Origin of the sequence: Streptomyces sp. NPDC006743 (assembly GCF_040703815.1) — a bacterium.
Lineage (GTDB): Bacteria > Actinomycetota > Actinomycetes > Streptomycetales > Streptomycetaceae > Streptomyces.
The window spans coordinates 147191-171024 of sequence record NZ_JBEYJA010000009.1 but is presented as its reverse complement, the minus strand read 5'-3'; the positions used below and the strand labels follow the sequence as shown (position 1 = coordinate 171024).

Annotated in this window: 23 protein-coding genes; 8 read left to right on the top strand and 15 right to left on the bottom strand. The window is 71.3% G+C overall.

Annotation, left to right across the window (positions count from 1 at the left end):
- The first annotated feature begins 170 nt into the window (after positions 1–170).
- Positions 171–1577, top strand: a complete 1407-nt coding sequence (locus tag ABZ719_RS11050; RefSeq protein WP_366724904.1) for a family 2B encapsulin nanocompartment shell protein — start codon at positions 171–173, stop codon at positions 1575–1577.
- A 118-nt stretch (positions 1578–1695) separates the two neighbouring features.
- Entirely contained in the window at positions 1696–2907 is a 1212-nt protein-coding gene (locus ABZ719_RS11045; RefSeq protein WP_366724903.1) for a family 2 encapsulin nanocompartment cargo protein polyprenyl transferase, read from the top strand.
- 202 nt (positions 2908–3109) lie between these two features.
- On the opposite strand, the gene ABZ719_RS11040 is transcribed toward ABZ719_RS11045, so the two are convergent.
- The 4 genes from ABZ719_RS11040 to sodN form a co-directional block, all read right to left on the bottom strand.
- Positions 3110–3847 (bottom strand): VOC family protein, encoded by a 738-nt coding sequence (locus ABZ719_RS11040; protein ID WP_366724902.1) that lies wholly within the window; start codon positions 3845–3847, stop codon positions 3110–3112.
- Positions 3848–3919: 72 nt separating this feature from the next.
- Positions 3920–4336: a VOC family protein gene (locus ABZ719_RS11035; RefSeq protein WP_366724901.1), complete on the bottom strand. Its 417-nt coding sequence runs from the start codon at positions 4334–4336 to the stop codon at positions 3920–3922.
- 114 nt (positions 4337–4450) lie between these two features.
- A complete protein-coding gene (locus ABZ719_RS11030) occupies positions 4451–4861 on the bottom strand; it encodes a helix-turn-helix transcriptional regulator (protein WP_366724900.1) in 411 nt (136 codons plus the stop codon).
- Positions 4862–4999: 138 nt separating this feature from the next.
- Complete coding sequence (gene sodN, locus ABZ719_RS11025; RefSeq protein ID WP_004983535.1) at positions 5000–5395, bottom strand: superoxide dismutase, Ni; 396 nt, start codon at positions 5393–5395, stop codon at positions 5000–5002.
- 145 nt (positions 5396–5540) lie between these two features.
- Between sodN and sodX the strand changes: the two genes are divergently transcribed.
- Positions 5541–5975, top strand: coding sequence for a nickel-type superoxide dismutase maturation protease (gene sodX / locus ABZ719_RS11020; protein WP_366724899.1), 435 nt, complete (start codon positions 5541–5543; stop codon positions 5973–5975).
- On the opposite strand, the gene ABZ719_RS11015 is transcribed toward sodX, so the two are convergent.
- The gene (locus tag ABZ719_RS11015) at positions 5879–6508 is read right to left on the bottom strand and encodes a CGNR zinc finger domain-containing protein (RefSeq protein WP_366724898.1); all 630 of its coding nucleotides are present in this window, start codon (positions 6506–6508) and stop codon (positions 5879–5881) included. The two genes, sodX and ABZ719_RS11015, sit on opposite strands and share 97 nt — an antisense overlap.
- Positions 6509–6682: 174 nt before the next feature.
- Here ABZ719_RS11015 and ABZ719_RS11010 point away from each other — a divergent pair, with 174 nt between their 5' ends.
- On the top strand, positions 6683–7459 hold the full coding sequence (locus ABZ719_RS11010; protein WP_366724949.1) for a class I SAM-dependent methyltransferase: 777 nt from the start codon (positions 6683–6685) through the stop codon (positions 7457–7459).
- 110 nt (positions 7460–7569) lie between these two features.
- Here the strand turns inward: ABZ719_RS11010 and ABZ719_RS11005 are convergent, their stop codons facing one another.
- From ABZ719_RS11005 to ABZ719_RS10995, 3 genes are read right to left on the bottom strand one after another with little or no spacing between them, the layout of a single operon-like run.
- Positions 7570–8322 (bottom strand): amino acid ABC transporter ATP-binding protein, encoded by a 753-nt coding sequence (locus ABZ719_RS11005; RefSeq protein WP_366724948.1) that lies wholly within the window; start codon positions 8320–8322, stop codon positions 7570–7572.
- 50 nt (positions 8323–8372) lie between these two features.
- Positions 8373–9308 carry an amino acid ABC transporter permease gene (locus ABZ719_RS11000; RefSeq protein ID WP_366724897.1) on the bottom strand — a complete coding sequence of 312 codons (936 nt, stop codon included), beginning with the start codon at positions 9306–9308 and terminating at the stop codon, positions 8373–8375.
- A gap of 33 nt (positions 9309–9341) precedes the next feature.
- The gene (locus ABZ719_RS10995; RefSeq protein ID WP_366724896.1) at positions 9342–10304 is read right to left on the bottom strand and encodes an ABC transporter substrate-binding protein; all 963 of its coding nucleotides are present in this window, start codon (positions 10302–10304) and stop codon (positions 9342–9344) included.
- Between the two features lie 548 nt (positions 10305–10852).
- On the opposite strand from ABZ719_RS10995, the gene ABZ719_RS10990 reads away from it, so the two are divergent.
- From ABZ719_RS10990 to ABZ719_RS10975, 4 genes are all read left to right on the top strand, one after another.
- The gene (locus ABZ719_RS10990) at positions 10853–12076 is read left to right on the top strand and encodes an NADP-dependent malic enzyme (RefSeq protein WP_366724895.1); all 1224 of its coding nucleotides are present in this window, start codon (positions 10853–10855) and stop codon (positions 12074–12076) included.
- Between the two features lie 199 nt (positions 12077–12275).
- The gene (locus ABZ719_RS10985; RefSeq protein WP_366724894.1) at positions 12276–13241 is read left to right on the top strand and encodes a zinc-binding dehydrogenase; all 966 of its coding nucleotides are present in this window, start codon (positions 12276–12278) and stop codon (positions 13239–13241) included.
- A 122-nt stretch (positions 13242–13363) separates the two neighbouring features.
- Positions 13364–13573, top strand: a complete 210-nt coding sequence (locus ABZ719_RS10980; RefSeq protein ID WP_037851906.1) for an HTH domain-containing protein — start codon at positions 13364–13366, stop codon at positions 13571–13573.
- Positions 13573–14139, top strand: coding sequence for a Clp protease N-terminal domain-containing protein (locus tag ABZ719_RS10975; RefSeq protein WP_366724893.1), 567 nt, complete (start codon positions 13573–13575; stop codon positions 14137–14139). The genes ABZ719_RS10980 and ABZ719_RS10975 overlap by 1 nt, the downstream gene beginning before the upstream one ends.
- 100 nt (positions 14140–14239) lie before the next feature.
- On the opposite strand, the gene ABZ719_RS10970 is transcribed toward ABZ719_RS10975, so the two are convergent.
- The 7 genes from ABZ719_RS10970 to ABZ719_RS10940 all read right to left on the bottom strand — a co-directional run bounded on the left by ABZ719_RS10970 (position 14240) and on the right by ABZ719_RS10940 (position 23621).
- Positions 14240–15286, bottom strand: a complete 1047-nt coding sequence (locus ABZ719_RS10970; RefSeq protein ID WP_366724892.1) for a helix-turn-helix transcriptional regulator — start codon at positions 15284–15286, stop codon at positions 14240–14242.
- Between the two features lies 1 nt (position 15287).
- Positions 15288–16217, bottom strand: coding sequence for a DUF4097 family beta strand repeat-containing protein (locus ABZ719_RS10965; RefSeq protein WP_366724891.1), 930 nt, complete (start codon positions 16215–16217; stop codon positions 15288–15290).
- A gap of 248 nt (positions 16218–16465) precedes the next feature.
- Positions 16466–16648: a DUF6104 family protein gene (locus ABZ719_RS10960; RefSeq protein ID WP_019075209.1), complete on the bottom strand. Its 183-nt coding sequence runs from the start codon at positions 16646–16648 to the stop codon at positions 16466–16468.
- Positions 16649–16780: 132 nt separating this feature from the next.
- Positions 16781–20620: a multifunctional oxoglutarate decarboxylase/oxoglutarate dehydrogenase thiamine pyrophosphate-binding subunit/dihydrolipoyllysine-residue succinyltransferase subunit gene (locus ABZ719_RS10955; RefSeq protein ID WP_366724890.1), complete on the bottom strand. Its 3840-nt coding sequence runs from the start codon at positions 20618–20620 to the stop codon at positions 16781–16783.
- Positions 20621–20980: 360 nt separating this feature from the next.
- Positions 20981–22087 carry a HAMP domain-containing sensor histidine kinase gene (locus ABZ719_RS10950; protein ID WP_366724889.1) on the bottom strand — a complete coding sequence of 369 codons (1107 nt, stop codon included), beginning with the start codon at positions 22085–22087 and terminating at the stop codon, positions 20981–20983.
- Positions 22084–22821 (bottom strand): response regulator transcription factor, encoded by a 738-nt coding sequence (locus ABZ719_RS10945; RefSeq protein ID WP_037851897.1) that lies wholly within the window; start codon positions 22819–22821, stop codon positions 22084–22086. Before ABZ719_RS10945 ends, ABZ719_RS10950 begins: the two co-directional genes overlap by 4 nt.
- 122 nt (positions 22822–22943) lie before the next feature.
- The gene (locus ABZ719_RS10940) at positions 22944–23621 is read right to left on the bottom strand and encodes a spermidine synthase (RefSeq protein WP_366724888.1); all 678 of its coding nucleotides are present in this window, start codon (positions 23619–23621) and stop codon (positions 22944–22946) included.
- Positions 23622–23834 lie beyond the last annotated feature (213 nt).

Here is a 23834-nt window from a genome sequence, read left to right as displayed (position 1 = left end):
GAGATCGAGCACGAATCGAACAGGATCGCTACGCGTGCCCGGACCGACGGTGATCCATTCCCGCTCTTTCGTGTAATAGCACGGACACGTTACGTGATGGAAGGCTGGGGCTCGCAAATCGATGCGCGGCGCCGATCGGGCCGGGCATGAGAGCGGGAGGGCAATTCTCTATGTCGGTAGGCGAAGAGGTCCGCACGGAGCAGGACCGGCCGCAGCAGAGCCTCGGCACCGCGGCCGCGCGGAACCTGGCCACCACCACCAAGTCCGTACCCCAGATGCAGGAGATCAGCTCACGCTGGCTGCTGCGCATGCTGCCGTGGGTCGACGTGCAGGGCGGCACGTACCGGGTCAACCGGCGGCTCACCTACGCGGTCGGCGACGGCCGGATCACCTTCGTGAAGACCGGCGACCGCGTCGAGGTGATCCCCGCCGAACTCGGCGAGCTGCCGGTGCTGCGCGGGTACGAGGACGACGACGTGCTCTCCGAACTGGCCCAGCGCTGCAGGCAGCGTGAGATCGCCGCCGGACAGGTGATCGCCTCCTTCGGGAACCAGGCCGAGGAGGTCTACCTCCTCGCGCACGGCAGGGCCGAGAAGGTCGGCACCGGCCCCTACGGCGACGACCAGGTCCTCGGCGTCCTCGCCGACGGCGCCTACTTCGGCGAACAGGCGCTGCTCGACCCGGACGCCATGTGGGACCACACGGTCCGCGCCGCCACCGCGTGCACCGTGCTCGTCCTGTCCCGGCACGACTTCCAGCAGGTCGCCGAGCGCGCCGACTCGCTCACCGCCCACCTGGGGCGGCTGCGTTCGATCCCCGGGCAGCGCACCAACAAGTACGGCGAGAAGGCGGTCGAGCTGGCCGCGGGGCACAGCGGCGAGCCGGACATTCCGCACACCTTCGTCGACTACGAGGCCCGGCCCCGCGAGTACGAGCTGAGCATCGCCCAGACCGTCCTGCGGATCCACTCGCGGGTGGCCGACCTCTACAACCAGCCGATGAACCAGACGGAGCAGCAACTCAGGCTCACCGTCGAGGCGTTGAAGGAGCGCCAGGAGCACGAGCTGATCAACAACCGTGACTTCGGACTGCTCCACAACTGCGAGTACGACCAGCGGATCCAGCCGCACGACGGGGTGCCGAGCCCCGACGACATGGACGAACTGCTCAGCCGGCGCCGCTCCACCAAACTGTTCCTCGCCCACCCGCGTGCCATCGCCGCGTTCGGCCGCGAGCTGAACAAGCGGGGGCTGGTCCCCGAGACGATCGACATGGGCGGCAACCGGATCCCCACCTGGCGCGGGGTGCCGATCTTCCCGTGCAACAAGATCCCGGTCACCGAGGCGCGGACCAGCTCGATCATCGCGCTGCGCACCGGAGAGGACGACCAGGGCGTCATCGGGCTGCGCGCCAAGGGCATCCCGGACGAGATCGAGCCGAGCCTGTCCGTGCGGTTCATGGGCATCAACGAACAGGCCATCATCAAGTACCTGGTGACGGCCTACTACTCGGCGGCGGTCCTGGTGCCGGACGCCCTGGGTGTGCTGGAGAACATCGAGGTCGGGCGTTGGCGCTGAGGCCCTTCGCCGGTCACCGGTGTCCCCGCCCCAAGGGCCGGGGAGTACACCCCGGCGGCGGGCGCCCGGTGCCCTGCGGGCGGACGTCACGGTTCTCGCAGTCTCCGAGGGGGAGCGGATGGCGGAGTTCATGACGGGGACGACACCCCGTCCGCCCGGCGCGCGGGGCGGCGCGCCGACGGCGCGGCAGGAAGGGGCGGCGCCTGTGGAGCCGCTGCCCCGCCCCGCCGGACCCGGCCGCCCCGACGGCTCCGAGACCGCCGCCGGTGGCCCGGGGGGCGGCTGCCGGGGGCAGGAAGGCGCGTGGGACGGGCAGGACGCGGCGGAGATCCTGGAACGGGCGCGGGTGTCGTTCGACCCCGAACTGCGCTCCGCGGTCGCCTCGCTGCCCGCCTCGATGCGCCGGGTCGCGAGCTACCACTTCGGCTGGGAGGACGCGGACGGCACACCGACCGCGGGAAACGCGGGCAAGGCGATCCGTCCGGCCCTGGTGCTCACCGCGGCCGCCGCGCTCGGCGGACCGGCGGCGAGAGCCGGGGCCGCCCGGGCCGCGGCGGCGGTGGAACTGGTCCACAACTTCACGCTGCTGCACGACGACGTGATGGACCGGGACGCCACCCGGCGGCACCGGCCCACGGCGTGGACGGTGTTCGGTGACGCCGACGCCATCCTCGCCGGGGACGCCCTGCAGGCGCTGGCCCTGCGGATGCTCGCCGAGGACCCGCATCCGGCGTCGCGTGCGGCCGCCTCCCGGCTCGCGTCCTGCGTCGTCGAGCTGTGCGCGGGCCAGCACGCGGACACGGCCCTGGAGCGGCGCCCGCCCGACCAGGTCACCCTCCCCGAGGTGCTCGCCATGGCCGAGGCCAAGACAGGGGCGCTGATCGGCTGCGCCTGCGCCGCCGGGGCGCTGTACGCGGGGGCCGGCGAGGAGGAGGTGGAGGCGCTGGACGCGTTCGGCCGGCAGGCGGGGCTGGCGTTCCAGCTCATCGACGACGTGATCGGCATATGGGGCGACCCGCGCCGCACCGGCAAGCCGGCCGGAGCCGACCTCGCCGCCCGCAAGAAGTCCCTGCCCGTGGTCGCCGCACTCACCTCCGGCACGCCGGCGGCCGAGGAACTCGCCGAGCTGTACGCCCGGCCGCATCAGGAAGGAGAGGAGGAGCGCGCCGCGCTGGCGGTGGAGCGGGCCGGCGGCCGGGACTGGGCGCAGTCCCAGGCGGCCGACCGGATGGCCCAGGCCGTCCACGAGCTCTCCCGCGCCGTCCCGGACCCCGCCGCCGCCGGGGGCCTGCTGGCGCTGGCCGAGTTCGTGACCCGGCGCAGCAGCTGAACGCGCACGAGATTCCGGCGGCCCCGGGTGCGCACGGTTCCTGACCCCGCGCGGACCCGGGGCTCCGGTCGGCGGGTCCCGCACTGCCCCACGGTGTGCGGGACCCGCCTCTCACCGCACCGGCAGCCGGCCCCCGCCGATCTTCTGCGCCGCCCCCCCCGTGCACCGGCCGGGCGGGAGGAGACACGCCGTTCGGAGCCCGCTACGGCAGGCCGCCCGTCTCCGGGTCCCGGCCGGTCAGGCAGTACACCCCGCCGGCCGGGTCCCGCAGCACCGTCCATTGCGGGTGATCAGCCACGTGGGTCGCGCCCAGGCGCTCGTGCCAGGCGCGGGTGGCGCCGATGTCCGCGCAGGCCAGGTCCACATGGGCGGCGGGGGGCCGTTCCTCGTCCAGCCGTTGCAGCAGCACCCGGACCGGCAGCCCGGACGGCGGTTCGAGCACGTGGAACTCGGGCCGGGAGCCGGGCCGCGACTCCCAGCCCTCCAGGAGGCCGCTCCAGAAGGCGACTTCGCCGGCGAAGGCCGACGGCGGGACGTCCAGGCACACCTGGTCCAGGCGGGTGCCGCGGACGACGGGCGGGCGTACCGCCTCCCCGCGCCAGGGCACCGCGCAGAACAACTGCCCTGCCGGTGAGCGCAGGACGGCCCACCCCTGGTGCGCGGCGACGGCCGTGGCCCCGAGCCGTACGGCCGCGGCGACCAGGCCCGGTACGTCGTCGACGGCGAGGTCGAGGTGCGCGCCGCCCCGGCCGTCCGTGACGGCCTGCACCTTGCCGCAGGCGTCGACGCCGGGATCCACCGGGACCAGGGTGGCGAACTCGTCGTCCTCACCCTGCCGTTCGGACGGCCGGGTGTCCGTGACGGCCGACCAGAAGTCCAGGGCACGGCCGAAGTGCCCGGCGGGCCGGTCGAGGAAGGCGTACGTCCAGCGGATGCTCATGGACGGGATCGTAGGGCGCGGCGCGGGCGCGGGCGGGCGGGAGAACCCCGTCCGCGGGACCCGGCGGCGCGTTCATTCCCGCGCGCGCTGCATGAACCGCAGCATGTTCCCGGCCGGGTCCCGGAACGCGCAGTCCCGTACACCGTAGGGCTGGTCCATGGGCTCCTGGACGACGTCGGCGCCGTACTCCCGGACCCGCGCGAAGAGGGCGTCGCAGTCGCTCGTGGTGAAGTTGACGCCCCGCAGCACGCCCTTGGCCAGCAGCCGGGCCATGATCTCCTTGTCGGCGGGGGAGATGTCCGGATGGGCCGCGGGCGGCTCCAGGACGATCTCCACATCGGGCTGCGCCGGCGACCCCACGGTCACCCACCGCATCCCCTCGAACCCGACATCGTTGCGGACTTCCAGTCCCAGCACGTCGCGGTAGAAGGTGAGCGCCTTGTCGTGGTCGTCCACGGCGATGAAGCACTGCCGGAGTTTGAGATCCATACACACCACGCTAGTGCTGTGACCGGAAAGCTTCACCGGCTCGCGACGCCCGGCGGCCTCAGCGCCGAGGCCTGCGGCCTGATCCGCCGGACAGACCTCCCGGGCGGACCCTGGCTAGGGCCCGGGCGGGGGTCCCGTGCGTCTCGGGCGGGTGAAGGCGCGGGTCACGCAGGCCGGGATCACCGCGCTCTCCTCGTGCGAGCGGGCGCGGTAGGCGCTCGGGGTCTCGCCGACGAGTTCGGTGAAGCGTGAGCTGAACGAGCCCAGCGAGGTGCAGCCGACCGCCAGGCACACCTCCGTCACACTCATGTCACCCCGCCTGAGCAGGGACTTGGCCCGCTCGACGCGCCGGGTCATGAGGTAGGTGTAGGGGGTCTCCCCGTACGCCTCACGGAAACTGCGCTGGAAGTGCCCCGGTGACATCAGCGCGGTCCGCGCGAGCGCCGCCACGTCCAGGGGCTCGGCGTACTCCCGGTCCATCCGGTCCCGGGCCCGCCGCAACCGGACCAGATCCTCTCGCGACATCACCCGGCCAGCATCGCACGCCGGCCGCCGGGCGGACCCGTCCACGGCGAAGGGCCCGGCCGTACGGCCGGGCCCTTCACTGTCCGGAGCGGCCCGCGGTGGTGCACCGACCGCCGGTCACCGGACCGAGCCTCGAGTTCAGGCCTTCTTCGTCTCCCAGAAGATCTTGTCGATCTGGGCGATGTAGTCCAGGGCCTTCTGACCCGTGGCCGGGTCGGTGGAGGCCTTGGCCGCGGAGAGGGCCTTCAGGGTGTCGTTGACCAGCTGGTGCAGCTCGGGGTACTTCTCGAAGTGCGGGGGCTTGAAGTAGTCGCTCCACAGCACGGAGACGTGGTGCTTGGCCAGCTCGGCGCGCTGCTCCTTGATGACCGTGGCGCGAGCCTGGAAGTGCGGGTCGTCGTTGCCGGCCATCTTCTCCTGGACGGCCTTCACCGACTCCGCCTCGATGCGGGCCTGGGCCGGGTCGTACACACCGCAGGGCAGGTCGCAGTGCGCGCTGACCTTGACCTTGGGGGCAAACAGGCGGGAAAGCATGGAGCATTCCTTCCTCGTGATCGTCTTCTCAGGTGGGACATTACTCCGTGCAAGGCCCGTTTTCGCGGGTGCCCCCTGGGGCTTAGGACAAAAGTCCAGGGTCAGACTGAGACTGGTGGAGGAACGGACCGGGGAGGTGCCGGGGATGCCGGAGCTGTTGCAGGAGGGCGAGCGCAGGGGTGCCGTACTGCCTCTTGGGCTGGCCGAGGTGACCGGGCCGTCCATGGTGCCCACGCTGCACCACGGGGACCGGCTGGTGGTGCAGTACGGCGCCCGCGTCCGTCCGGGTGACGTGATCGTGCTGCGCCATCCGTTCCAGCAGGACCTGCTCGTCGTCAAGCGGGCGGTGGAGCGGCGTGAGGGCGGCTGGTGGGTGCTCGGCGACAACGCGTACGCCGGCGGGGACAGCACCGACTACGGCACCGTGCCCGAGGAACTGGTGCTGGGCAAGGTGTGGCTGCGCCTGCGGCCGCGCCGGGACGTTCAGCGCTCGCCGTTCGCGCGGGTGCGCTGGGCGCTGTCGGCCGTCAGGCCGGTGCTCGCCGACCGGTCGGCCTCCAGGCGTTTGCGGGCGCGGTAGGCGGCCACGTTGGCGCGGGTGGCGCAGCGGTCGGAGCAGTAGCGGCGCGAGCGGTTGGTCGAGGTGTCCAGGTAGGCGTTGCGGCAGGGGGCCGCCTCGCACAGGCCCAGACGGTCCACGCCGTACTCGGTCAGGTGGAAGGCCAGGCCCATGGCGGCGATCGCCGCGTAGCCCGCCGTGGCGTTGGACGGGTGGTCGGCCAGGTGCATGTGCCACAGCGGGCGGCCGTCGTCGTCGCGGTGGTCGTGCCCGGAGATCTGCGGGCTCACCGGGAACTCCAGCAGCAGGGAGTTCAGCAGGGCTACCGCGAGGGTCTCGTCGCCCTGGTCGGCCGCCTCGAAGACGGCGCGCAGCCGGGCCCGTACCGAGCGGAAGCGGGTGACGTCGGCCTCCGTGGCCCGGCGGGCCGCCGAGGCGTTGGCGCCGAACAGGTCCCGGACCGCCTCCACCGTGGTCAGGACGTCCTTGCCCCGGGCCGGTTCCTCGCTGTTGACGAGACGTACGGCGTAATCCGAGTAATAGGCCAGTTCCACTTGTAGTCCTTACGCGGGCGCTCTATGGTGACGGGCACGGCCTTGTAACAGCCGGTCGTGGATCCAGGGTATTACGCGAGTGTGGAGTGAGGGAGGACTGCGATGACGGACGCGGGCACGGACGTCACGGCGGCGGGCACGGACGTGAAGGGGGCGGGAACGACGGGCACGGGCATGACCGCCACGGGCGGGGACGTCATGGCCGCGGGGACGGACTGGCGGGCCTGGCAGGAGAGCTGGGACCGGCAGCAGGAGTGGTACATGCCCGACCGGGAGGACCGCTTCCGCATCATGCTCGACATGGTGGAGGCCCTGGTCGGGGACGCGCCGCGGGTCCTGGACCTCGCCTGCGGCACCGGCACCGTCACCGCCCGCCTCCTCGCCCGCTTCCCCGGCGCCACCAGCACCGGCGTCGACCTCGACCCGGCACTGCTCGCCATCGCCGAAGGCACCTTCGAGGGCGACGGACGGGTCTCCTTCGTCACCGCCGACCTGAAGGAGCCCGACTGGACGGCGAAGCTGCCGTACGACTCCTACGACGCCGTCCTGACCGCCACCGCCCTGCACTGGCTGCACAGCGAACCCCTCGCCGCCCTCTACGGTCAGGTCGCGCGACTCGTCCGCGACGGTGGTGTCTTCATGAACGCGGACCACATGATCGACGAGACCACCCCGCGGATCAACGCGGCCGAACGCGCCCAGCGGCACGCGCGCATGGACGCGGCCAAGCGCGAGGGCGCCCTGGACTGGGCCGAGTGGTGGCAGGTGGCCGCCGAGGACCCGGTCCTGGCCGCCCCGACCGCCCGCCGCTTCGAGATCTACGGGGAGCACGCCGACGGCGACATGCCCTCCGCCGCCTGGCACGCGCGGGTGCTGCGCGAGAAGGGCTTCGCGGAGGCCCGGCCGGTGTGGTGCTCGCCCTCGGACACGCTGCTGCTCGCGCTGAAGTGAGGACGTGCGGCCTCCGGTCGCACGAAGGTGCGGTACGAGGCCGCAAAGGGCGGTACGGAGTCTCCGTACCGCCCTTTGCGCGTGCGCGGCGCGGCGCCGGTCGCAGGGCCTCAGAGGACCTTCGACAAGAACGACTGGGTGCGCTCGTGCCGCGGGTCGGTCAGCACCTCACGCGGGTGGCCGGACTCGACCACCACCCCCTCGTCCATGAAGACCAGGCTGTCGCCGACCTCGCGGGCGAAGCCCATCTCGTGGGTGACGACGACCATCGTCATGCCCGACTCGGCGAGGTCGCGCATGACGTCGAGGACGTCACCGACCAGCTCCGGGTCGAGCGCCGAGGTCGGCTCGTCGAACAGCATCAGCTTCGGGTCCATCGCCAGCGCACGGGCGATGGCCACGCGCTGCTGCTGGCCGCCGGAGAGCTGGGAGGGGTAGTGCCCGGCCCGGTCGGCCAGGCCCACCCGCTCCAGCAGCTGCATCGCGCGTTCCCGGGCCTCGCCCTTGTTCACGCCCTTGACCTGGACCGGTGCCTCCATGACGTTCTCGACGGCCGTCATGTGCGGGAACAGGTTGAAACGCTGGAAGACCATGCCGATGTCCCGGCGCTTCATCGCCACCTCGCGGTCGCGCAGCTCGAAGAGCTTGTCGCCGTGCTGGCGGTAGCCGACCAGTTCGCCGTCGACGTACAGCCGGCCGCCGTTGATCTTCTCCAGGTGGTTGATGCAGCGCAGGAACGTCGACTTGCCGGAGCCGGAGGGGCCGATGAGGCAGAACACCTCGCCCGGCCTGACCTCCAGGTCGATGCCCTTGAGGACCTCGACCTGGCCGAAGGACTTGTGCACGCCCTCGGCCTTCACCATCGCCACGCCCGCGGCGGGCGCGGGGGAGTCCTGCTTGGTGAGCTTGTCGGTCATGCCGTGACCTTCCTGCTGGAGAAGGACGTCAGGTGCGCCCTGACCTTCTGCCACGGCGTCGCCGGGAGGGCGCGGCTGGAGCCGCGGGCGTAGTACCGCTCGATGTAGAACTGGCCCACGCTCAGCACGGAGGTCATGATCAGGTACCAGGCGGCGGCGAGGAAGTACATCTCCACCGGGGCACCGGAGACCTGGCCGATGTCCTGGGCGTAGCGGAACAGCTCCGGATACTGGACGGCCGCCACCAGGGAGGTCGTCTTCAGCATGTTGATGACCTCGTTGCCGGTCGGCGGCACGATCACCCGCATCGCCTGCGGGATGATGATGCGGCGCAGGGTCTTGCCGTGGCTCATGCCCAGCGCGTGGGCGGCCTCGGTCTGGCCCTCGTCCACGGCGAGCAGGCCGGCGCGGCAGATCTCCGCCATGTACGCCGCCTCGTTCAGGCCCAGGCCGAGCAGCGCCGTCAGCAGCGGCGTCATGAAGTTCGACCAGTAGTCCTTGTAGAACGGCATCAGGTTGATGTACTCGAAGACCAGGCCCAGGTTGAACCAGAGGAACAGCTGGACGAGGACCGGGGTGCCGCGGAAGAACCAGATGTAGAACCACGCGATGGCCGAGGTCACCGGGTTCTTCGACAGGCGCATCACCGCGAGGACGATGCCGCCGACGATGCCGATCAGCATCGACAGGACCGTCAGCAGGAGGGTCTTGCCGACGCCGGTGGTGATCCGGTCGTCGAAGAAGTAGTCGGGAACGGCGTGCCAGTTGATCTTGCCCTGGCCGAACGCGTAGACGATCGCCACCAGGATCGCGATCGCGACGAGCGCGGTGACGTAGCGCCCGTAGTGCCTCACCGGTATGGCCTTGATCGCCTGGGGTCCGGTGGCGGGGGCGCCCTCGGGCCCCGTCGTCCTGTCGATGTCAGCAGTCACGGATGTCGCCTCTCAGCGGCCGCTCGGGCGCGGTCACTTGCCGCCGTTGATGGCGGACTCCTTGACGGCGCCGTCCTGGGCGCCCCACTTCTCCAGGATCTTCTGGTACTCGCCGTTCTTGATGATCGCGTTCACCGCGGCCTGCAGCGCGTCGCGCAGCTGGGTGTTGCTCTTGCCGACGGCGATGCCGTACGGGGCCGCCTCGACCTGCTGGCCGACGATCTGGAAGTCGTTGCCGCCGCCGGAGGTCTTCACCGCGTACGCGGCGACCGGGAAGTCGGAGGAGGCCGCGTCCACGCCGCCCGAGCGCAGACGGGTCTGGGCCTGCTGGTCGTCGTCGAACGCCTCGATGGTGAGCTTCTTGCCGGCCGGACACTTCTTGGCCTCGGCCTTGGCCAGGTCCTGCGAGACGGTGCCGCGCTCCAGGGCGATCTTCTTGCCGCACAGGTCGGACCAGGAGCTGATGCCGCCGGTGTCGCCCTTGCGCGTGTAGATGGAGACGCCGGCCTGGAGGTAGTCGACGAAGTCGACGCCCTCGCCGACCTTCTTGCCGGTGGTCGGGTCGACACCCTGCTGACGGCTCTTGTTGTCCGTCATCGCCGACATCGCGATGTCGTAGCGGCTGGAGCGGATGCCGGTGAGCAGGGCGTCGAAGGTGCCGTTCTCGAACTGGAACGTCACGCCGAGCTGCTTGCCCAGGGCGGCGGCGACATCGGGGTCGAGTCCGGCGACCTTGCCCGACTTGTCCTTGAACTCGACCGGCGCGTAGGCGATGTCGGAACCGACCTTGATGACACCCTTGTCGCGGATCTCCGCCGGGAGCTTGCCGGCGAGCGGGGCGGAGCCTGCGGAGGACGAGCCGCCCGAGGACGTGTCCTTGTTCTTGGTCTGGTCACCGCAGCCGGTGAGGAGCAGGGCGCCTGCGACCGCGATCGCACCGGCCGCTGCCAGACGGGAGTGCGCGGCGGTCGTACGACGGGTGGAGCGTGCGGTCATGGTGGGTTCCTCCGGCGGATGGGTGGAGATGCCGATGGGTCGACGAGAACACACACCTTCGGGTGTCGCGACCTCGTGTGATTGACGCATCTTGCCATTCGGGCTGCGCCGTTCAGGGCAATCCCCATGTCAAAATCGGATAACGGGTGACCCCCGAACCGGCGTGACCGGCCGCCCGTGACCGGATCATCCGCGGGCATGCCTCCTTCCGGCCGGAAAATCTTCGGCCCGTCTCGGGATGCGGGCGGCCGGGCGACGGCTTATGGGCGAATTCGAGCCCTTGTCAAGGCTTAGACGAGGACTTGTCCCCATATTGGGCCACGTGTCGTGTCGTCGTCATGTGACCTTGGCGTTATGGACTCGTCGTCCATGGCGTCCGTCCGGTAAGAAGGTTCTTTACACCCCTCATCCGGGGCTCAGGGCGCGTGTGCGGCGCGCCCGTCGCGTACGGCACGAACGCATCACTTCACCGGGCCGTGCGCGGTCCCGCCCACCCCTCACCAGGAGTGGCCACCCTCAATCCATGAACAATTAAGGGGTAAAACCAAGTGGCAGCGGAGATCGTCAATCCTCGCAGCGACAGCAGTACGGATCAGGACGGCGGGGCAGAGCCGCTCGATTCCTTCGATCCGGCATTCGCGCTGCACCGTGGCGGGAAGATGGCCGTGCAGGCCACCGTTCCCGTCCGTGACAAGGACGACCTGTCCCTGGCGTACACGCCCGGCGTCGCGCGGGTGTGCACCGCCATCGCCGAGCAGCCGGAACTGGTCCACGACTACACGTGGAAATCGTCCGTGGTCGCCGTCGTGACCGACGGAACGGCCGTGCTGGGCCTCGGTGACATCGGGCCCGAGGCCTCCCTCCCGGTGATGGAGGGCAAGGCCATCCTCTTCAAGCAGTTCGGCGGCGTGGACGCCGTGCCGATCGCGCTCGACTGCACCGACGCCGACGAGATCGTCGAGACCGTGGTGCGCCTCGCGCCGTCCTTCGGCGGCGTGAACCTGGAGGACATCTCGGCGCCCCGGTGCTTCGAGATCGAACGCAAGCTCCAGGAGCGCCTGGACATCCCGGTCTTCCACGACGACCAGCACGGCACGGCGGTCGTCACGCTCGCCGCGCTGCGCAACGCCGCACGGCTGAGCGGCCGGGGCATCGGCGAACTGCGGGCCGTCATCTCGGGCGCGGGCGCGGCCGGTGTCGCCATCGCCAAGATGCTGGTCGAGGCCGGCATCGGTGACGTCGCGGTCGCCGACCGCAAGGGCGTCGTCTCCGCCGGCCGGGAGGACCTGACCCCCGTCAAGCGGGAACTGGCCGAGTTCACCAACAAGGCGGGCCTCAGCGGCTCCCTGGAGGACGCGCTGGCCGGCGCCGACGTCTTCATCGGCGTCTCCGGCGGTACTGTGCCCGAGACCGCGGTGGCCTCGATGGCGAAGGGCGCCTTCGTCTTCGCCATGGCCAACCCGAACCCGGAGGTGCACCCGGACGTCGCGCACAAGTACGCGGCGGTCGTGGCCACCGGGCGGTCGGACTTCCCCAACCAGATCAACAACGTCCTGGCGTTCCCCGGCATCTTCGCGGGCGCGCTCCAGGTGCGGGCGTCCCGGATCACCGAGGGCATGAAGATCGCGGCGGCCGAGGCGCTGGCCGGGGTCGTCGGCGACGACCTCGCCGCGGACTACGTGATCCCCTCGCCCTTCGACGAGCGGGTCGCCCCGGCCGTGACGGCGGCCGTCGCGGCGGCGGCGCGCGCGGAGGGCGTGGCCCGGCGCTGACGCGCGTTACGCCCCGGTGACCGGCCGGCACCTGCTCGGTGACCGGCTCGCGCCTGACCCGGACGATCCGGACGGCCCCGCCCCTCGGGCGGGGCCGTCCGGCTGTCCGGCGCCGGCCGGGGGGCGGGCTTGGCAAGAGGGCGTGTGTCACAGCGCCGCCTGGTTCCGCGGGCGTCGGGCCGCCCCTATCGTCAAGGTCATGTTCGCTGTCTACGCCGCCCGAATCGACCGCGACCAGCCGCTGAACGGCCTGGAGACGGGGGAGCGCCCGGCCCCCGAGGCCCGCCCCGGCTGGAGCACGATCGACGTCAGGGCCGCCTCCCTGAACCATCACGACCTCTGGTCGCTCAAGGGCGTGGGACTGTCCGAGGACAGGCTGCCCATGATCCTCGGCTGCGACGCCGCCGGTGTCGACGAGGACGGCAACGAGGTCGTCCTGCACTCGGTCATCGGCCAGAGCGGGCACGGTGTCGGCCCCAAGGAGCCGCGCTCCATCCTCACCGAGCGCTACCAGGGCACCTTCGCCGAGCAGGTCTCCGTGCCGGCCTGGAACGTCCTGCCCAAGCCGAAGGGGCTCTCCTTCGAGGAGGCCGCCTGCCTGCCCACGGCCTGGCTCACCGCCTACCGGATGCTCTTCACCAACGCCGGGGTGCGGCCGGGCGACTCCGTGCTCGTGCAGGGCGCGGGCGGCGGGGTGGCCACGGCCGCGATCGTGCTCGGCAGGGCGGCCGGGCTCAAGGTCTTCGCCACCAGCCGCGACGAGGCCAAGCGCAAGCGGGCGCTGGAACTCGGCGCGGTGGAGGCGGTGGAGCCGGGGGCCCGGCTGCCGCAGCGGGTGGACGCGGTGATCGAGACCGTCGGCGCGGCCACCTGGTCGCACTCGGTGAAGTCGCTGCGACCCGGCGGCACGATCGTCATCTCCGGGGCCACCAGCGGTGACCGCCCCTCGCACGCCGAGCTGACCCGGATCTTCTTCCTGGAGCTGAAGGTGGTCGGCTCGACGATGGGCACCAAGGACGAACTGGAGGACCTGCTCTCCTTCTGCGCCACCACCGGGGTGCGCCCGGTCATCGACGAGGTGCTGCCGCTGGACCGGGCCCGGGAGGGCTTCGAGCGGATGGAGGCCGGCGGCCAGTTCGGCAAGATCGTGCTCACCACGTCCTGATCCCCCGCCCTTCGGGGTTCTCCGAGCGGCGGGCCCGGCTCCCGGGCCCGCCGCTCGTGCGTCCATAAGCTCTTCCGTCAACCACGGTTGACATGTGGAGGCTGTCAACGTACGTTGACAACATGACCGACGCAACGGATCTCGCCGAGCGGGCGGGCGACCGCGACCCGCGGGTCGGGCTGCGGGCCGTCGCCGCACTGCGCCGGCTGCTGGAGCAGCTGGAGGCGGTGCAGGTGCGCAGTGCGCGCAACCAGGGCTGGTCGTGGCAGGAGATCGCCGCCGAACTCGGCGTCAGCAGGCAGGCCGTGCACAAGAAGTACGGGAGGCAGTGATGTTCGAACGGTTCACCAAGGACGCCCGGGCCGTCGTGCAGGGGGCCGTGGCCCACGCCGAAGCGGGCGGCTCGCCGTCCGTGGACGCCGAACATCTGCTGCTCGCCGTACTGGACCGCGAAGCGAGCCGCGCATCCTTCGCCCTGGCGGCGCTGGGACTGGACGCGCACAAGGACGCCGTACGACGGGAACTGCACGACGCGCGGCGGCGCGCCGGTCTGTCCCGCGCCGACACCGACGCCCTCGCCGGGCTCGGCATCGACGTCCTGGAGATCGTCTCCCGGGTGGAGGCGGCGCACGGTGCCGGGGCCCTGTCCGCGGGCCGGGAGGACAGCCCCTGGTGGTCGGGCCGCCGCCCTTTCGGCCGCGACGCCAAGAGGATCCTGGAGAAGGCGCTGCGCATGGCGGTGGCCCGCCGTGACCGGCGCATCGGCGACGAGCACCTCCTCCTCGCCCTGGCCGTCCGGCCGGGTGTGCCCTGCGAGGTGCTCGCCGACCACGGGGTGACGTACACGTCGCTGACCCGCGTGCTGTACGGCGACACGGAGACCCGGGCGGCCGGCTGAGGCCGCGCCCGGCGGCCCGGCCCCCGGCCGGCTCCCTCCGCCGGGCGGGCGCCGGGGCACCGGACCCCTCGCGTCCCGGGCTCGCCTCTCGGCCCGCGTCTCAGGGCTTCGGAGTGCCGCGCAGGACCTGCCCGATGTGTGCCGCGGCCGTCGCCAGATGACGACGCGTGGTGCGGAGCTGGTCCGCGGTGACACCGTGGTCGCGGGCCGCGTCGCGGATGTCGTCACGGAAGCGGTCCAGGAGCCGGTCCAGGTCGCGGGCCGGATCGCCGGTGGTGTTCTCGTGCGCCCAGGACGGTTCGTAGGCGGCGGGGAAGTCCGGCGGTGTCTCGGAGTACTCGGCGGGCCCCTGCGGACCGGCGGCCGCCGCGCCGAAGCCGAAGTCCTTGGCCAGGCCCTTGCCGAACTCCTTGCCGAAGTCGCCGAACTCCTTGGTCAGCTCGGTCAGGCCCTCACGCACCCCCGTGGGCCAGTCGCCGCGCGCGAAGTGGTCCTGCACCTGGTCCTGCACCCGCCGGGCGATGCGCTGGAACTCCTCCTGGGCCTGGGCCCGCGCCCGCTCCTGGGCCTCCTTGGCCTGGCGCCGGGCCCGCTGGGCCTCCTCGCGTGCCCGGCGGCTCTCGTCCTTGGCCCGCCGGGCCTGCTCCTTCCACTCCTGCTTGACGCGGCGCATCTCCTCCTTGGCGGCGCGCCAGGCCTCTTTGTCGTCGCTGTCGGCGCCGGCGTACTCCTGTGCGCCCGAGGCACCGGTGGAGCCCTGCAGGGCCTGGGAGGCCGCCGCGCGCATCTCGCGCCGCAGATCGCCCGCCGCGCCGCGCACGTCGGCCCGGATCTCGGCGGCGAGTTCGGCGACCGACTCGCGGATCTCCATTTCCAGATCGGCCAGTTCACCGCTGCGGTCGGCCAGTTCGGCGCGGCCCGCGTCGGTGATGGCGTACACCTTCCGGCCGCCCTCGGTGGTGTGGGTGACCAGGCCCTCGGCCTCCAGCTTCGCGAGCCGCGGGTAGACGGTGCCGGCGGAGGGCGCGTACAGGCCCTGGAAGCGCTCCTCCAGGAGGCGGATCACCTCGTAGCCGTGACGCGGGGCCTCGTCGAGCAGCTTGAGCAGATAGAGACGGAGACGGCCGTGGGCGAAGACGGGGGGCATGTCAGAGCACCTTCTTGTCGGTCGGTCCGGCGGTCGGGCCGTCGGGCGTGCCGTCGGCGGTGTCGGCCGGGGCGTCGGCGGGACCGTCACCGGCGGGGGCGGAACCCCACGGGGTGTCCTCCTCGGCGGGCGGGCGCCGCAGCAGGGCGATGGAACCGGAGACCGTCGTCGCCTTCAGCCTGCCCCGGCCGGTGCCCAGCCGTCCCGTGATCCGCTTGGCGCCCCACTGCCCGCTCACCCGCAGGTCCTCGAAGGCGTTGGAGACCGAGCCGCTCGCCGTGTTCGCCTCCACCTCCGCGTCGGCCGGGTGGGGCAGGCGGATGGCGATCTCGCCGGACACGTTCGTCAGGCTGATGTCGGTGGGGGAGGCCGCCCGGTCGAGGTCGACGATCATCGATCCGCTCACGGAGTCGGCCCGTACCGAGGAGCCGGATCCCTCGACCAGGGTCAGGTCACCGGAGACCGACTTGAACCGGAGGTCGCCCGAGAGGGCCTGCGCCTCCACGTTCCCCGAGACGGTGTCCGCGCGGACCGGGCCGGTGACGCCCACCAGTGTGGTGTCGCCGGTGACGCCCTTCACCTCCGTCCGCCCGTCGATGCCCGAGACCATGGCGGCGGCGCCGACGACCCCCACCTCGACGTGGGTGCTCGCGGGTACGGCCAGGGAGATGACGGCACTGCGCTGCCAGCCCCTGCGGTCGAGCCACTTGAGGAGGCCCTTCCAGGGCAGGTCGTCGTAGGCCACGGTCAGGGTGGAGCCGTGCTGGGTGACGACCAGGGGCGGCCCCTCGATACGGGAGACCTCCATACGGGCGGAGCCGTCGTCCGTGCCCACGACGTTCACCGTTCCGTGGACGATGCGGACGTTCAGCTGCGTCGGGGGCTCGTCGAAGGTGAGCTTGACGGGCTCGCCCACGGACCACTCGGACATGGTGCAGACCTCCTGGGACGGACCGGACCCCACGAGGCGGCAGGACCGGAAGACGGGACCGGGTCGGGGAGGCGAGCGGCGCGCCGGACACGACACGCCATATCGCGACCTCACTGGACACGATATATCGCGGACACGGAAAGTCAAGACACACCGTGAAAACGCGAGCGTCGCGCGCCGGGGGCACGCGCGGAGGAACGCGAAAGGCGCCCCCGAAGGGGCGCCCCGTCCCGGCCGTCCGCCGGTCCTTACTCGTCGTCGTCCTCGTCGTCCAGCCGCGCCAGCCAGGTGGCCAGCCGCTCCACCGGCACCTCGAAGTCCGGGTTCAGGTCGACGAAGGTCCGCAGCTGCTCGGCGAGCCACTCGAAGGTGACCTCCTCCTCGCCCCGCCTCTTCTCCAGCTCTTCGATGCCACGGTCGGTGAAGTACATGAGGTCAAGGATAGAGGCGCCGCAGCCTCGCGGAAACGGCCGGGCCGCACCCCTGGTGAGGGGGTGCGGCCCGGCCGGTCGAGGTCCGCGCGGCGACGGCGCCCTGCGGCGCCGTGACGCCCGCGGCAGCGGTTACGCCTCGAACACCTCGCGCACCAGCTGCTCCTGCTCGGCCTGGTGCCGCTTGGCGGAACCCACGGCCGGGGACGAGGAGTGCGGACGCGAGATGCGGCGCAGCCGCTCGCTGTGCGGCACGTCCGCGCCGACCGCCAGGTCCAGGTGGTCGATCAGGTTGAGCGCGATGAACGGCCAGGCACCCTGGTTCGCCGGCTCCTCCTGCGTCCACAGGTACTTCTCGGCGTTCGGGTACTTCTTGATCTCCGCCTGCAGCTCCGCACCCGGCAGCGGGTACAGGCGCTCGATGCGGATGATCGCGGTGTCCGTCACGCCGCGCTTCTTCCGCTCGGCGTCGAGGTCGTAGTAGACCTTGCCGGCGCAGAAGACGACCTTCTTCACGGCGTTCGGCTCGACCGAGTCGTCGCCGATGACCGGGCGGAACTGGCCCGTCGTGAACTCCTCCGTCTTCGAGGCGGCGGCCTTCAGGCGCAGCATCGACTTCGGGGTGAAGACCACCAGCGGCTTGTGGTGCGGGTTGTGCACCTGCCACCGCAGGAGGTGGAAGTAGTTCGACGGCAGGGTCGGCATCGCGACCGTCATGTTGTTCTGCGCGCACAGCTGGAGGTAGCGCTCGATGCGGGCCGAGGAGTGGTCCGGGCCCTGGCCCTCGTAGCCGTGCGGCAGCAGCAGCGTGACGCCGGAGGTCTGGCCCCACTTCTGCTCGGCGGCCGAGATGTACTCGTCGATGACCGACTGGGCGCCGTTGGCGAAGTCGCCGAACTGGGCCTCCCACATCACCAGCGCGTCCGGGCGGGTCAGCGAGTAGCCGTACTCGAAGCCCATGACCGCGTACTCGGAGAGCAGCGAGTCGTAGACGTTGTAGCGGGCCTGGTCGTCGGAGAGGTACAGCAGCGGCGTGTAGTCCTCGCCGGTCTCGCGGTCGATCAGCACCGCGTGGCGCTGGCCGAAGGTGCCGCGGCGGGAGTCCTGGCCGGAGAGCCGGACCGGGACGCCCTCCAGCAGCAGCGAGCCGATGGCGAGGGTCTCGCCCATGCCCCAGTCGATGGTGCCGTCCTCGACCATGGCCGCCCGGCGCTGCAGCTGCGGCAGCAGACGCGGGTGGACGGTGAAGTGGTCGGGGATGTTGACCTGGGACTCGGCGATGCGCTTGACGACCTCGGCGGAGATCGCGGTGCTGACCTCGACCGGGAAGCCCGCCTGCGGGTCCGGGGACTGCGGGGCGGACGGCTGCGAGGTGGCCTCGCGGACCTCGGTGAAGACCTTCTCCAGCTGGCCCTGATAGTCCTGCAGCGCCTGCTCGGCCTCTTCCAGGGTGATGTCGCCGCGACCGATCAGGGACTCGGTGTAGAGCTTGCGCACCGAGCGCTTCTTGTCGATCAGGTCGTACATCAGCGGCTGGGTGAAGGCCGGGTTGTCGGACTCGTTGTGACCGCGGCGGCGGTAGCAGATGAGGTCGATCACCACGTCCTTGTTGAACGCCTGGCGGAACTCGAAGGCGAGCCGCGCCACGCGCACGACGGCCTCGGGGTCGTCGCCGTTGACGTGGAAGATCGGGGCCTCGATCATGCGGGCCACGTCGGTGGCGTACATCGAGGAGCGCGAGGACTCCGGTGCGGCGGTGAAGCCGACCTGGTTGTTGATGACGATGTGGACCGTGCCGCCGGTGCGGTAGCCGCGCAGCTGCGACATGTTCAGGGTCTCGGCCACCACGCCCTGGCCCGCGAAGGCCGCGTCGCCGTGGATCGCCACCGGCAGGACGGTGAAGTCCGTGCCGCCCTTGTTGATGATGTCCTGCTTGGCGCGGGAGATGCCCTCGATGACCGGGTCGACCGTCTCCAGGTGGGACGGGTTCGCGGCCAGCGAGACCTTGATCTGCTCGCCGTCCAGGCCGGTGAAGGTGCCCTCGGCGCCCAGGTGGTACTTCACGTCGCCGGAGCCGTGCATCGACTTCGGGTCGAGGTTGCCCTCGAACTCGCGGAAGATCTGCGCGTAGGACTTGCCGACGATGTTGGCGAGCACGTTGAGGCGGCCGCGGTGGGCCATGCCGATGACGACCTCGTCCAGGCGCGACTCGGCGGCCGAGTCGAGGACCGCGTCGAGCAGCGGGATGACGGACTCGCCGCCCTCCAGGGAGAAGCGCTTCTGGCCGACGTACTTCGTCTGCAGGAAGGTCTCGAAGGCCTCCGCCGCGTTCAGCCGGCGCAGGATGCGCAGCTGCTCCTCGCGCTCCGGCTTGGAGTGCGGGCGCTCCACGCGGTCCTGGATCCACTTGCGCTGCTTGGGGTCCTGGATGTGCATGAACTCGATGCCGACGGTGCGGCAGTACGAGTCGCGCAGCACGCCGAGGATGTCGCGCAGCTTCATCATCGACTTGCCTGCGAAGCCGCCGACGGCGAACTCGCGCTCCAGGTCCCACAGGGTGAGCCCGTGCTCGGTGATGTCCAGGTCGGGGTGCTTGCGCTGCTGGTACTCCAGCGGGTCGGTGTCGGCCATGACGTGGCCGCGGACCCGGTAGGAGTGGATCAGCTCGAAGACGCGGGCGGCCTTGGTGACGTCGTCGTCGTGGCTGGCGTCGATGTCCTTGAGCCAGCGGACCGGCTCGTAGGGGATGCGCAGCGCCTCGAAGATCTCGTCGTAGAAGCCGTTCTCGCCGAGCAGCAGGTTGGCGACCTGGCGCAGGAACTCGCCGGAGGCGGCGCCCTGGATCACCCGGTGGTCGTAGGTCGACGTGAGCGTCATGACCTTGGAGATGCCGAGCTTGTTCAGGGTGTCCTGGCTGGTGCCCTGGAACTCCGCCGGGTAGTCCATGGAGCCGACGCCCATGATCACCGACTGGCCGGGCATCAGACGCGGCACGGAGTGGACCGTGCCGAGGCCGCCGGGGTTGGTGAGGGAGACGGTGACGCCGGTGAAGTCGTCCATCGTCAGCTTGCCGTCGCGGGCGCGGCGGACGATGTCCTCGTAGGCCTGCCAGAACTCGAAGAAGTTCAGCGTCTCGGCCTTCTTGATCGCCGCGACGACGAGCTGGCGGTCGCCGTTGGGCTTGACCAGGTCGATGGCGAGACCGAGGTTGACGTGGGCCGGCTTGACGAGGGTCGGCTTGCCGTCCTTCTCGCCGAACGACCAGTTCATCGACGGCATGGCCTTGATGGCCTGCACCATCGCGTAGCCGATGAGGTGCGTGAAGGAGATCTTCCCGCCCCGGGCCCGCTTGAGGTGGTTGTTGATGACGATGCGGTTGTCGAACAGCAGCTTCACCGGGACGGCGCGCACGGACGTGGCCGTGGGCAGCTCCAGGGAGGCGTTCATGTTCTTGGCGACCGCGGCGGACGGGCCGCGCAGCGTCACGTACTCGGGGCCGGCGGGGGCCTCGGTGGCGGGCTCGGCCTTCTTGGCGGCGGGCGCGGGCTTGGCGGCGGCGGGCTTCGCCGGGGCCGGGGCCTGCGCGGCGGGCTTCGCCGGGGCGGGGGCCGGAGCGGCGGCGGGGGCCGGGGCGGCCGGTGCCGCAGCGGCGGCGGCCGGAGCGGCCGGGGCCTGCGCGGGCTGTGCCGGGGCCGCCGGTGCGGCGGGCGCCTGGGGAGCCGTGGGGGTGGTGCCTGCGGCCCCCGTGGCCGCAGTACCCGCCGGAGCCGTCGGGGCAGCGGCGGCGGCCCCCGGCTTGTAGTCGGCGAAGAAGTCCCACCAGGCACGGTCTACGGAGTTCGGGTCCTGGAGGTACTGCTGATAGATCTCGTCGACGAGCCACTCGTTGGCACCGAACGCGGCTGCGGGGTTCTTCCCGGCTTGGTCGGTCTCGGTCGAGATGCTCGAGTTACTGGGGGACTGTGGCGACACGGCGGCAACCGCCCTCTTCCGCTTCACAAGGTGATGGACAGCGGGAATAAAGGCTACGCCTCCAAGAGCGCGAAGGTCAGGTCGAGCCCGTTCATCGTCGCGTAAGTCACATCGAAAGCTGTGTTTCGGGGCTTGAAATGGCGGGAAACAAGCGTGGTTCGCCCGTGAGAGGGAAGGGGCCATCCGGGCCTGGCCCCAGGAGGGTGCAGGCCCCGGCCCGATCACACGTGCCGGCCTGCGGCGGAGTGGGCCGCGGACGTACCGGCCCCGGCGCCGTCGGGCGGCCGGCCGGGCGGCGCCACGCTCGGGGACCGCTCGTGGACCGCTCGTGGATCTTGAGGTTCCGGATCGAACTTTACGTCAACTTGGTACAGCGGGAAGCCCGGGAAGGGTGATGAGGATCCGGCAACCGCGATCGGATTCGGCCACACCGATCCGGCCGCCGTGCAGATCCACCGCCCAGCGGGCGATCGCCAGCCCCAGGCCCGTACCGCCGTCGCTGCCCGGCCCGTGCGGCCGGCTCACGGCACCCCGGTTGAAGCGCTCGAAGACGCGGTGCCACTCGGAGCGCGGGATGCCCGGCCCCTCGTCGATGACCTCCAGCTCCAGCGACTCCGGCTGCGGCCCGCGCCGCGCCCGCACCGTCACCCGGCCGTGCGGCGGGCTGTGCTTGACGGCGTTGTCGATGAGGTTGGCGACCACCTGGTGGATCCGCTCGGGATCCGCGTGCGCGGTCAGGCTCAGCGGTTCGACGTCGAGCCGCAGGTGGACGTCCGTACGGGTGTGACTGCCGGAACCGGAGGCCATGCCCGCGCGCGCGGAGGCCACCATGTTGGCCTCCTTCAGCACGCCCGACAGGTACGGCCACACCTCGAAGCGCCGCGTCCTGAGCGGCACGACGCCGTTGTCCAGGCGGGACAGGTCCAGCAGGGTCTCCACCAGGCGGCCCAGCCGCTCGGTCTGCTTCAGGGCCGTGCGCATGGTCTCCGCGTCGGCCTCGGTGACCCCGTCGACGATGTTCTCCAGGACCGCGCGCAGACCCGCGATCGGCGTACGCAGCTCGTGCGAGACGTTCGCCACCAGCTCCTTGCGCTGACGGTCCTGGGCGGCCAGCTCGTCCGCCATGCGGTTGATCGTCTGGGCGAGGTCGCCCAGCTCGTCCCGGCGGTTCTCGCGCACCCGGCGCGTGTAGTCGCCGTGCGAGATGGAGCGGGCCACCGCGTTCATCTCGTCCAGCGGGGCGGTCAGCGAGTGCGCCACGAACTGGGTGATCAGAAGCGTGGCGATCATGGAGAAGACCATGATGAAGCGCAGCTCGGTCTTGGTGTGCACCGCGATCATCGACAGTCCGGTGGTGATCAGCACCGCGATGACGACCAGCGCGCCCAGCTTCGTCTTGACCGAGAACGGGCGTACCCCGCCCCAGGGCTCTCCCCGGTCCCCGCGCGCGGCCGGCCCCTCGCTCATGGGGTCGGCGTCTCCAGCGCGTAGCCCACGCCGTGCACCGTGCGGATCCGCTCGGCGCCGATCTTCCGGCGCAGCGCCTTGATGTGGCTGTCGACGGTACGGGTGCCGGAGGCGTCCGCCCAGTCCCACACCTCCGCCAGGAGCTGCTCGCGCGAGAGCACCGCGCGCGGGGTGTTCGCCAGGCACACCAGCAGGTCGAACTCGGTCGGCGTCAGGTGGACGTCCTCACCGCGCACCCGCACCCTGCGCTGCGCGTGGTCGATCTCCAGCTCGCCCAGGCGCAGGATCCCGCTGCGCGGGGTCGCCGCGGCCAGCGCCGCCCGCTCCACGCGGCGCAGCAGCACGTGCACGCGCGCCGCCAGCTCCCGCATGGAGAACGGCTTGGTCATGTAGTCGTCGGCGCCGACCCCGAGGCCGACCAGCATGTCCGTCTCGTCGTCGCGCGCGGTGAGCATCAGCACCGGCACCGGCCGCTGGGCCTGGACCCGGCGGCAGACCTCCAGGCCGTCGAAGCCGGGCAGCATGATGTCGAGGATCAGCAGATCGGGCTGCCAGGCCTCCGCGGTGTCGACCGCGCTCGGCCCGTCGCCCGCGGTCTGCACCAGGAAGCCCTCGGCGCGCAGGCGGGTGGCGATGGCATCCATGATGGTCTGGTCGTCCTCGACCACCAGGACCCGGCGCTGCGCGCCCGGTCCGGCCGTCGTGCCGTTGTGCGCGGTGTGTGTCTGCTCCATCGCCCGCCCCTGAGTGTGCTTTCCGGAACCAGTGGGGTGATTCCTTGACTGCGCGTAGTTGCGATTGACGCTTGAATGATCGGCGTCAGGGATGCAGCGTACGGGGAGTCACGGTGCCTTTGCTATCCAGCCCTGACGGCGAGGTGCACGACGTCCGGAACGCCCCGGGCAACCGGGATCTCTTCGGTGCGCACCTGCGTGAACCCGACATTCCGCAAGGTTCCTTCAAATTCCGGAGAGGGTTTCGCCGACCACACCGCGAGCACGCCGCCGGGCCTCAACACCCTTGCGCAGCTTGCCAGTCCGGGGGGTGTGTACAGCTCTCCGTTGCCCTCCGTGACGGTCCATCCGGGGCCGTTGTCGATGTCCAGGCACAGCGCGTCGAACGTGGCGGACGTCTCATTGACGTAGGCGATCAGGTCGGCCTCGACGATGTCGGTGCGCGGGTCGGCCAGGGCCGTCGCGGTCAGTGCGGCCAGCGGTCCCTCCCGGTGCCAGCCGACGATCGCCGGCTCGCGCTCGACGACCGTGATCCGGCCCCAGCGGTCCTGGGCCGCGGCGTGCGCGAGTGAGAATCCGACGCCGAGGCCGCCGATCAGCACGTGCGGTGCGGGGCGGCCGTCCAGTGCGGCGAGGGCGGCGTCCACGAGCAGCCGTTCCGACCGTCCGTCGGAGGTGTCCATCAGGAAGCAGCCGTTGGCGATGATCTGCAGCAGTTCTCCGTGCCGGCGCAGCACGACCTCTCCGTGGGGGCCCTCGCTGCGGTCCAGGACCACAGGTGTCTCGTACGAGGCGTTCATGCGGTCATCCTGCCCGAACGGGGGTTTGCCGCCACATGATTTCGGGGTGAGGCGGGCGGAGCCCCGCGCGGGGACGGCGCGTTCGCCCGCGCGGGCGGCGACGGGCCCGGGCGGCCCGGCCCCCTGCGGAAGTTAATAGGTTGCTGTGAATCGGCCGCCGGGTGGCGCCGGTCATGGACAACGCCCCGCCGGACGCGAAAGGTGGGGGCCCGA

Coding starts and splice junctions, on each gene's coding strand:
- sodX (WP_366724899.1), top strand. CDS start 5,541: ATGCCGGAGCTGTTGCAGGAGGGCGAGCGCAGGGGTGCCGTACTGCCT.
- ABZ719_RS11050 (WP_366724904.1), top strand. CDS start 171: ATGTCGGTAGGCGAAGAGGTCCGCACGGAGCAGGACCGGCCGCAGCAG.
- ABZ719_RS10970 (WP_366724892.1), bottom strand. CDS start 15,286: ATGCCCCCCGTCTTCGCCCACGGCCGTCTCCGTCTCTATCTGCTCAAG.
- ABZ719_RS10980 (WP_037851906.1), top strand. CDS start 13,364: ATGACCGACGCAACGGATCTCGCCGAGCGGGCGGGCGACCGCGACCCG.
- ABZ719_RS10960 (WP_019075209.1), bottom strand. CDS start 16,648: ATGTACTTCACCGACCGTGGCATCGAAGAGCTGGAGAAGAGGCGGGGC.
- ABZ719_RS11005 (WP_366724948.1), bottom strand. CDS start 8,322: ATGGTGAAGGCCGAGGGCGTGCACAAGTCCTTCGGCCAGGTCGAGGTC.
- ABZ719_RS11010 (WP_366724949.1), top strand. CDS start 6,683: ATGACCGCCACGGGCGGGGACGTCATGGCCGCGGGGACGGACTGGCGG.
- ABZ719_RS11030 (WP_366724900.1), bottom strand. CDS start 4,861: ATGTCGCGAGAGGATCTGGTCCGGTTGCGGCGGGCCCGGGACCGGATG.
- ABZ719_RS11035 (WP_366724901.1), bottom strand. CDS start 4,336: ATGGATCTCAAACTCCGGCAGTGCTTCATCGCCGTGGACGACCACGAC.
- ABZ719_RS10945 (WP_037851897.1), bottom strand. CDS start 22,821: ATGGAGCAGACACACACCGCGCACAACGGCACGACGGCCGGACCGGGC.
- ABZ719_RS10975 (WP_366724893.1), top strand. CDS start 13,573: ATGTTCGAACGGTTCACCAAGGACGCCCGGGCCGTCGTGCAGGGGGCC.
- ABZ719_RS10985 (WP_366724894.1), top strand. CDS start 12,276: ATGTTCGCTGTCTACGCCGCCCGAATCGACCGCGACCAGCCGCTGAAC.
- ABZ719_RS10995 (WP_366724896.1), bottom strand. CDS start 10,304: ATGACCGCACGCTCCACCCGTCGTACGACCGCCGCGCACTCCCGTCTG.
- ABZ719_RS11045 (WP_366724903.1), top strand. CDS start 1,696: ATGGCGGAGTTCATGACGGGGACGACACCCCGTCCGCCCGGCGCGCGG.
- ABZ719_RS10940 (WP_366724888.1), bottom strand. CDS start 23,621: ATGAACGCCTCGTACGAGACACCTGTGGTCCTGGACCGCAGCGAGGGC.
- ABZ719_RS10950 (WP_366724889.1), bottom strand. CDS start 22,087: ATGAGCGAGGGGCCGGCCGCGCGCGGGGACCGGGGAGAGCCCTGGGGC.
- ABZ719_RS10965 (WP_366724891.1), bottom strand. CDS start 16,217: ATGTCCGAGTGGTCCGTGGGCGAGCCCGTCAAGCTCACCTTCGACGAG.
- sodN (WP_004983535.1), bottom strand. CDS start 5,395: ATGCTTTCCCGCCTGTTTGCCCCCAAGGTCAAGGTCAGCGCGCACTGC.
- ABZ719_RS11040 (WP_366724902.1), bottom strand. CDS start 3,847: ATGAGCATCCGCTGGACGTACGCCTTCCTCGACCGGCCCGCCGGGCAC.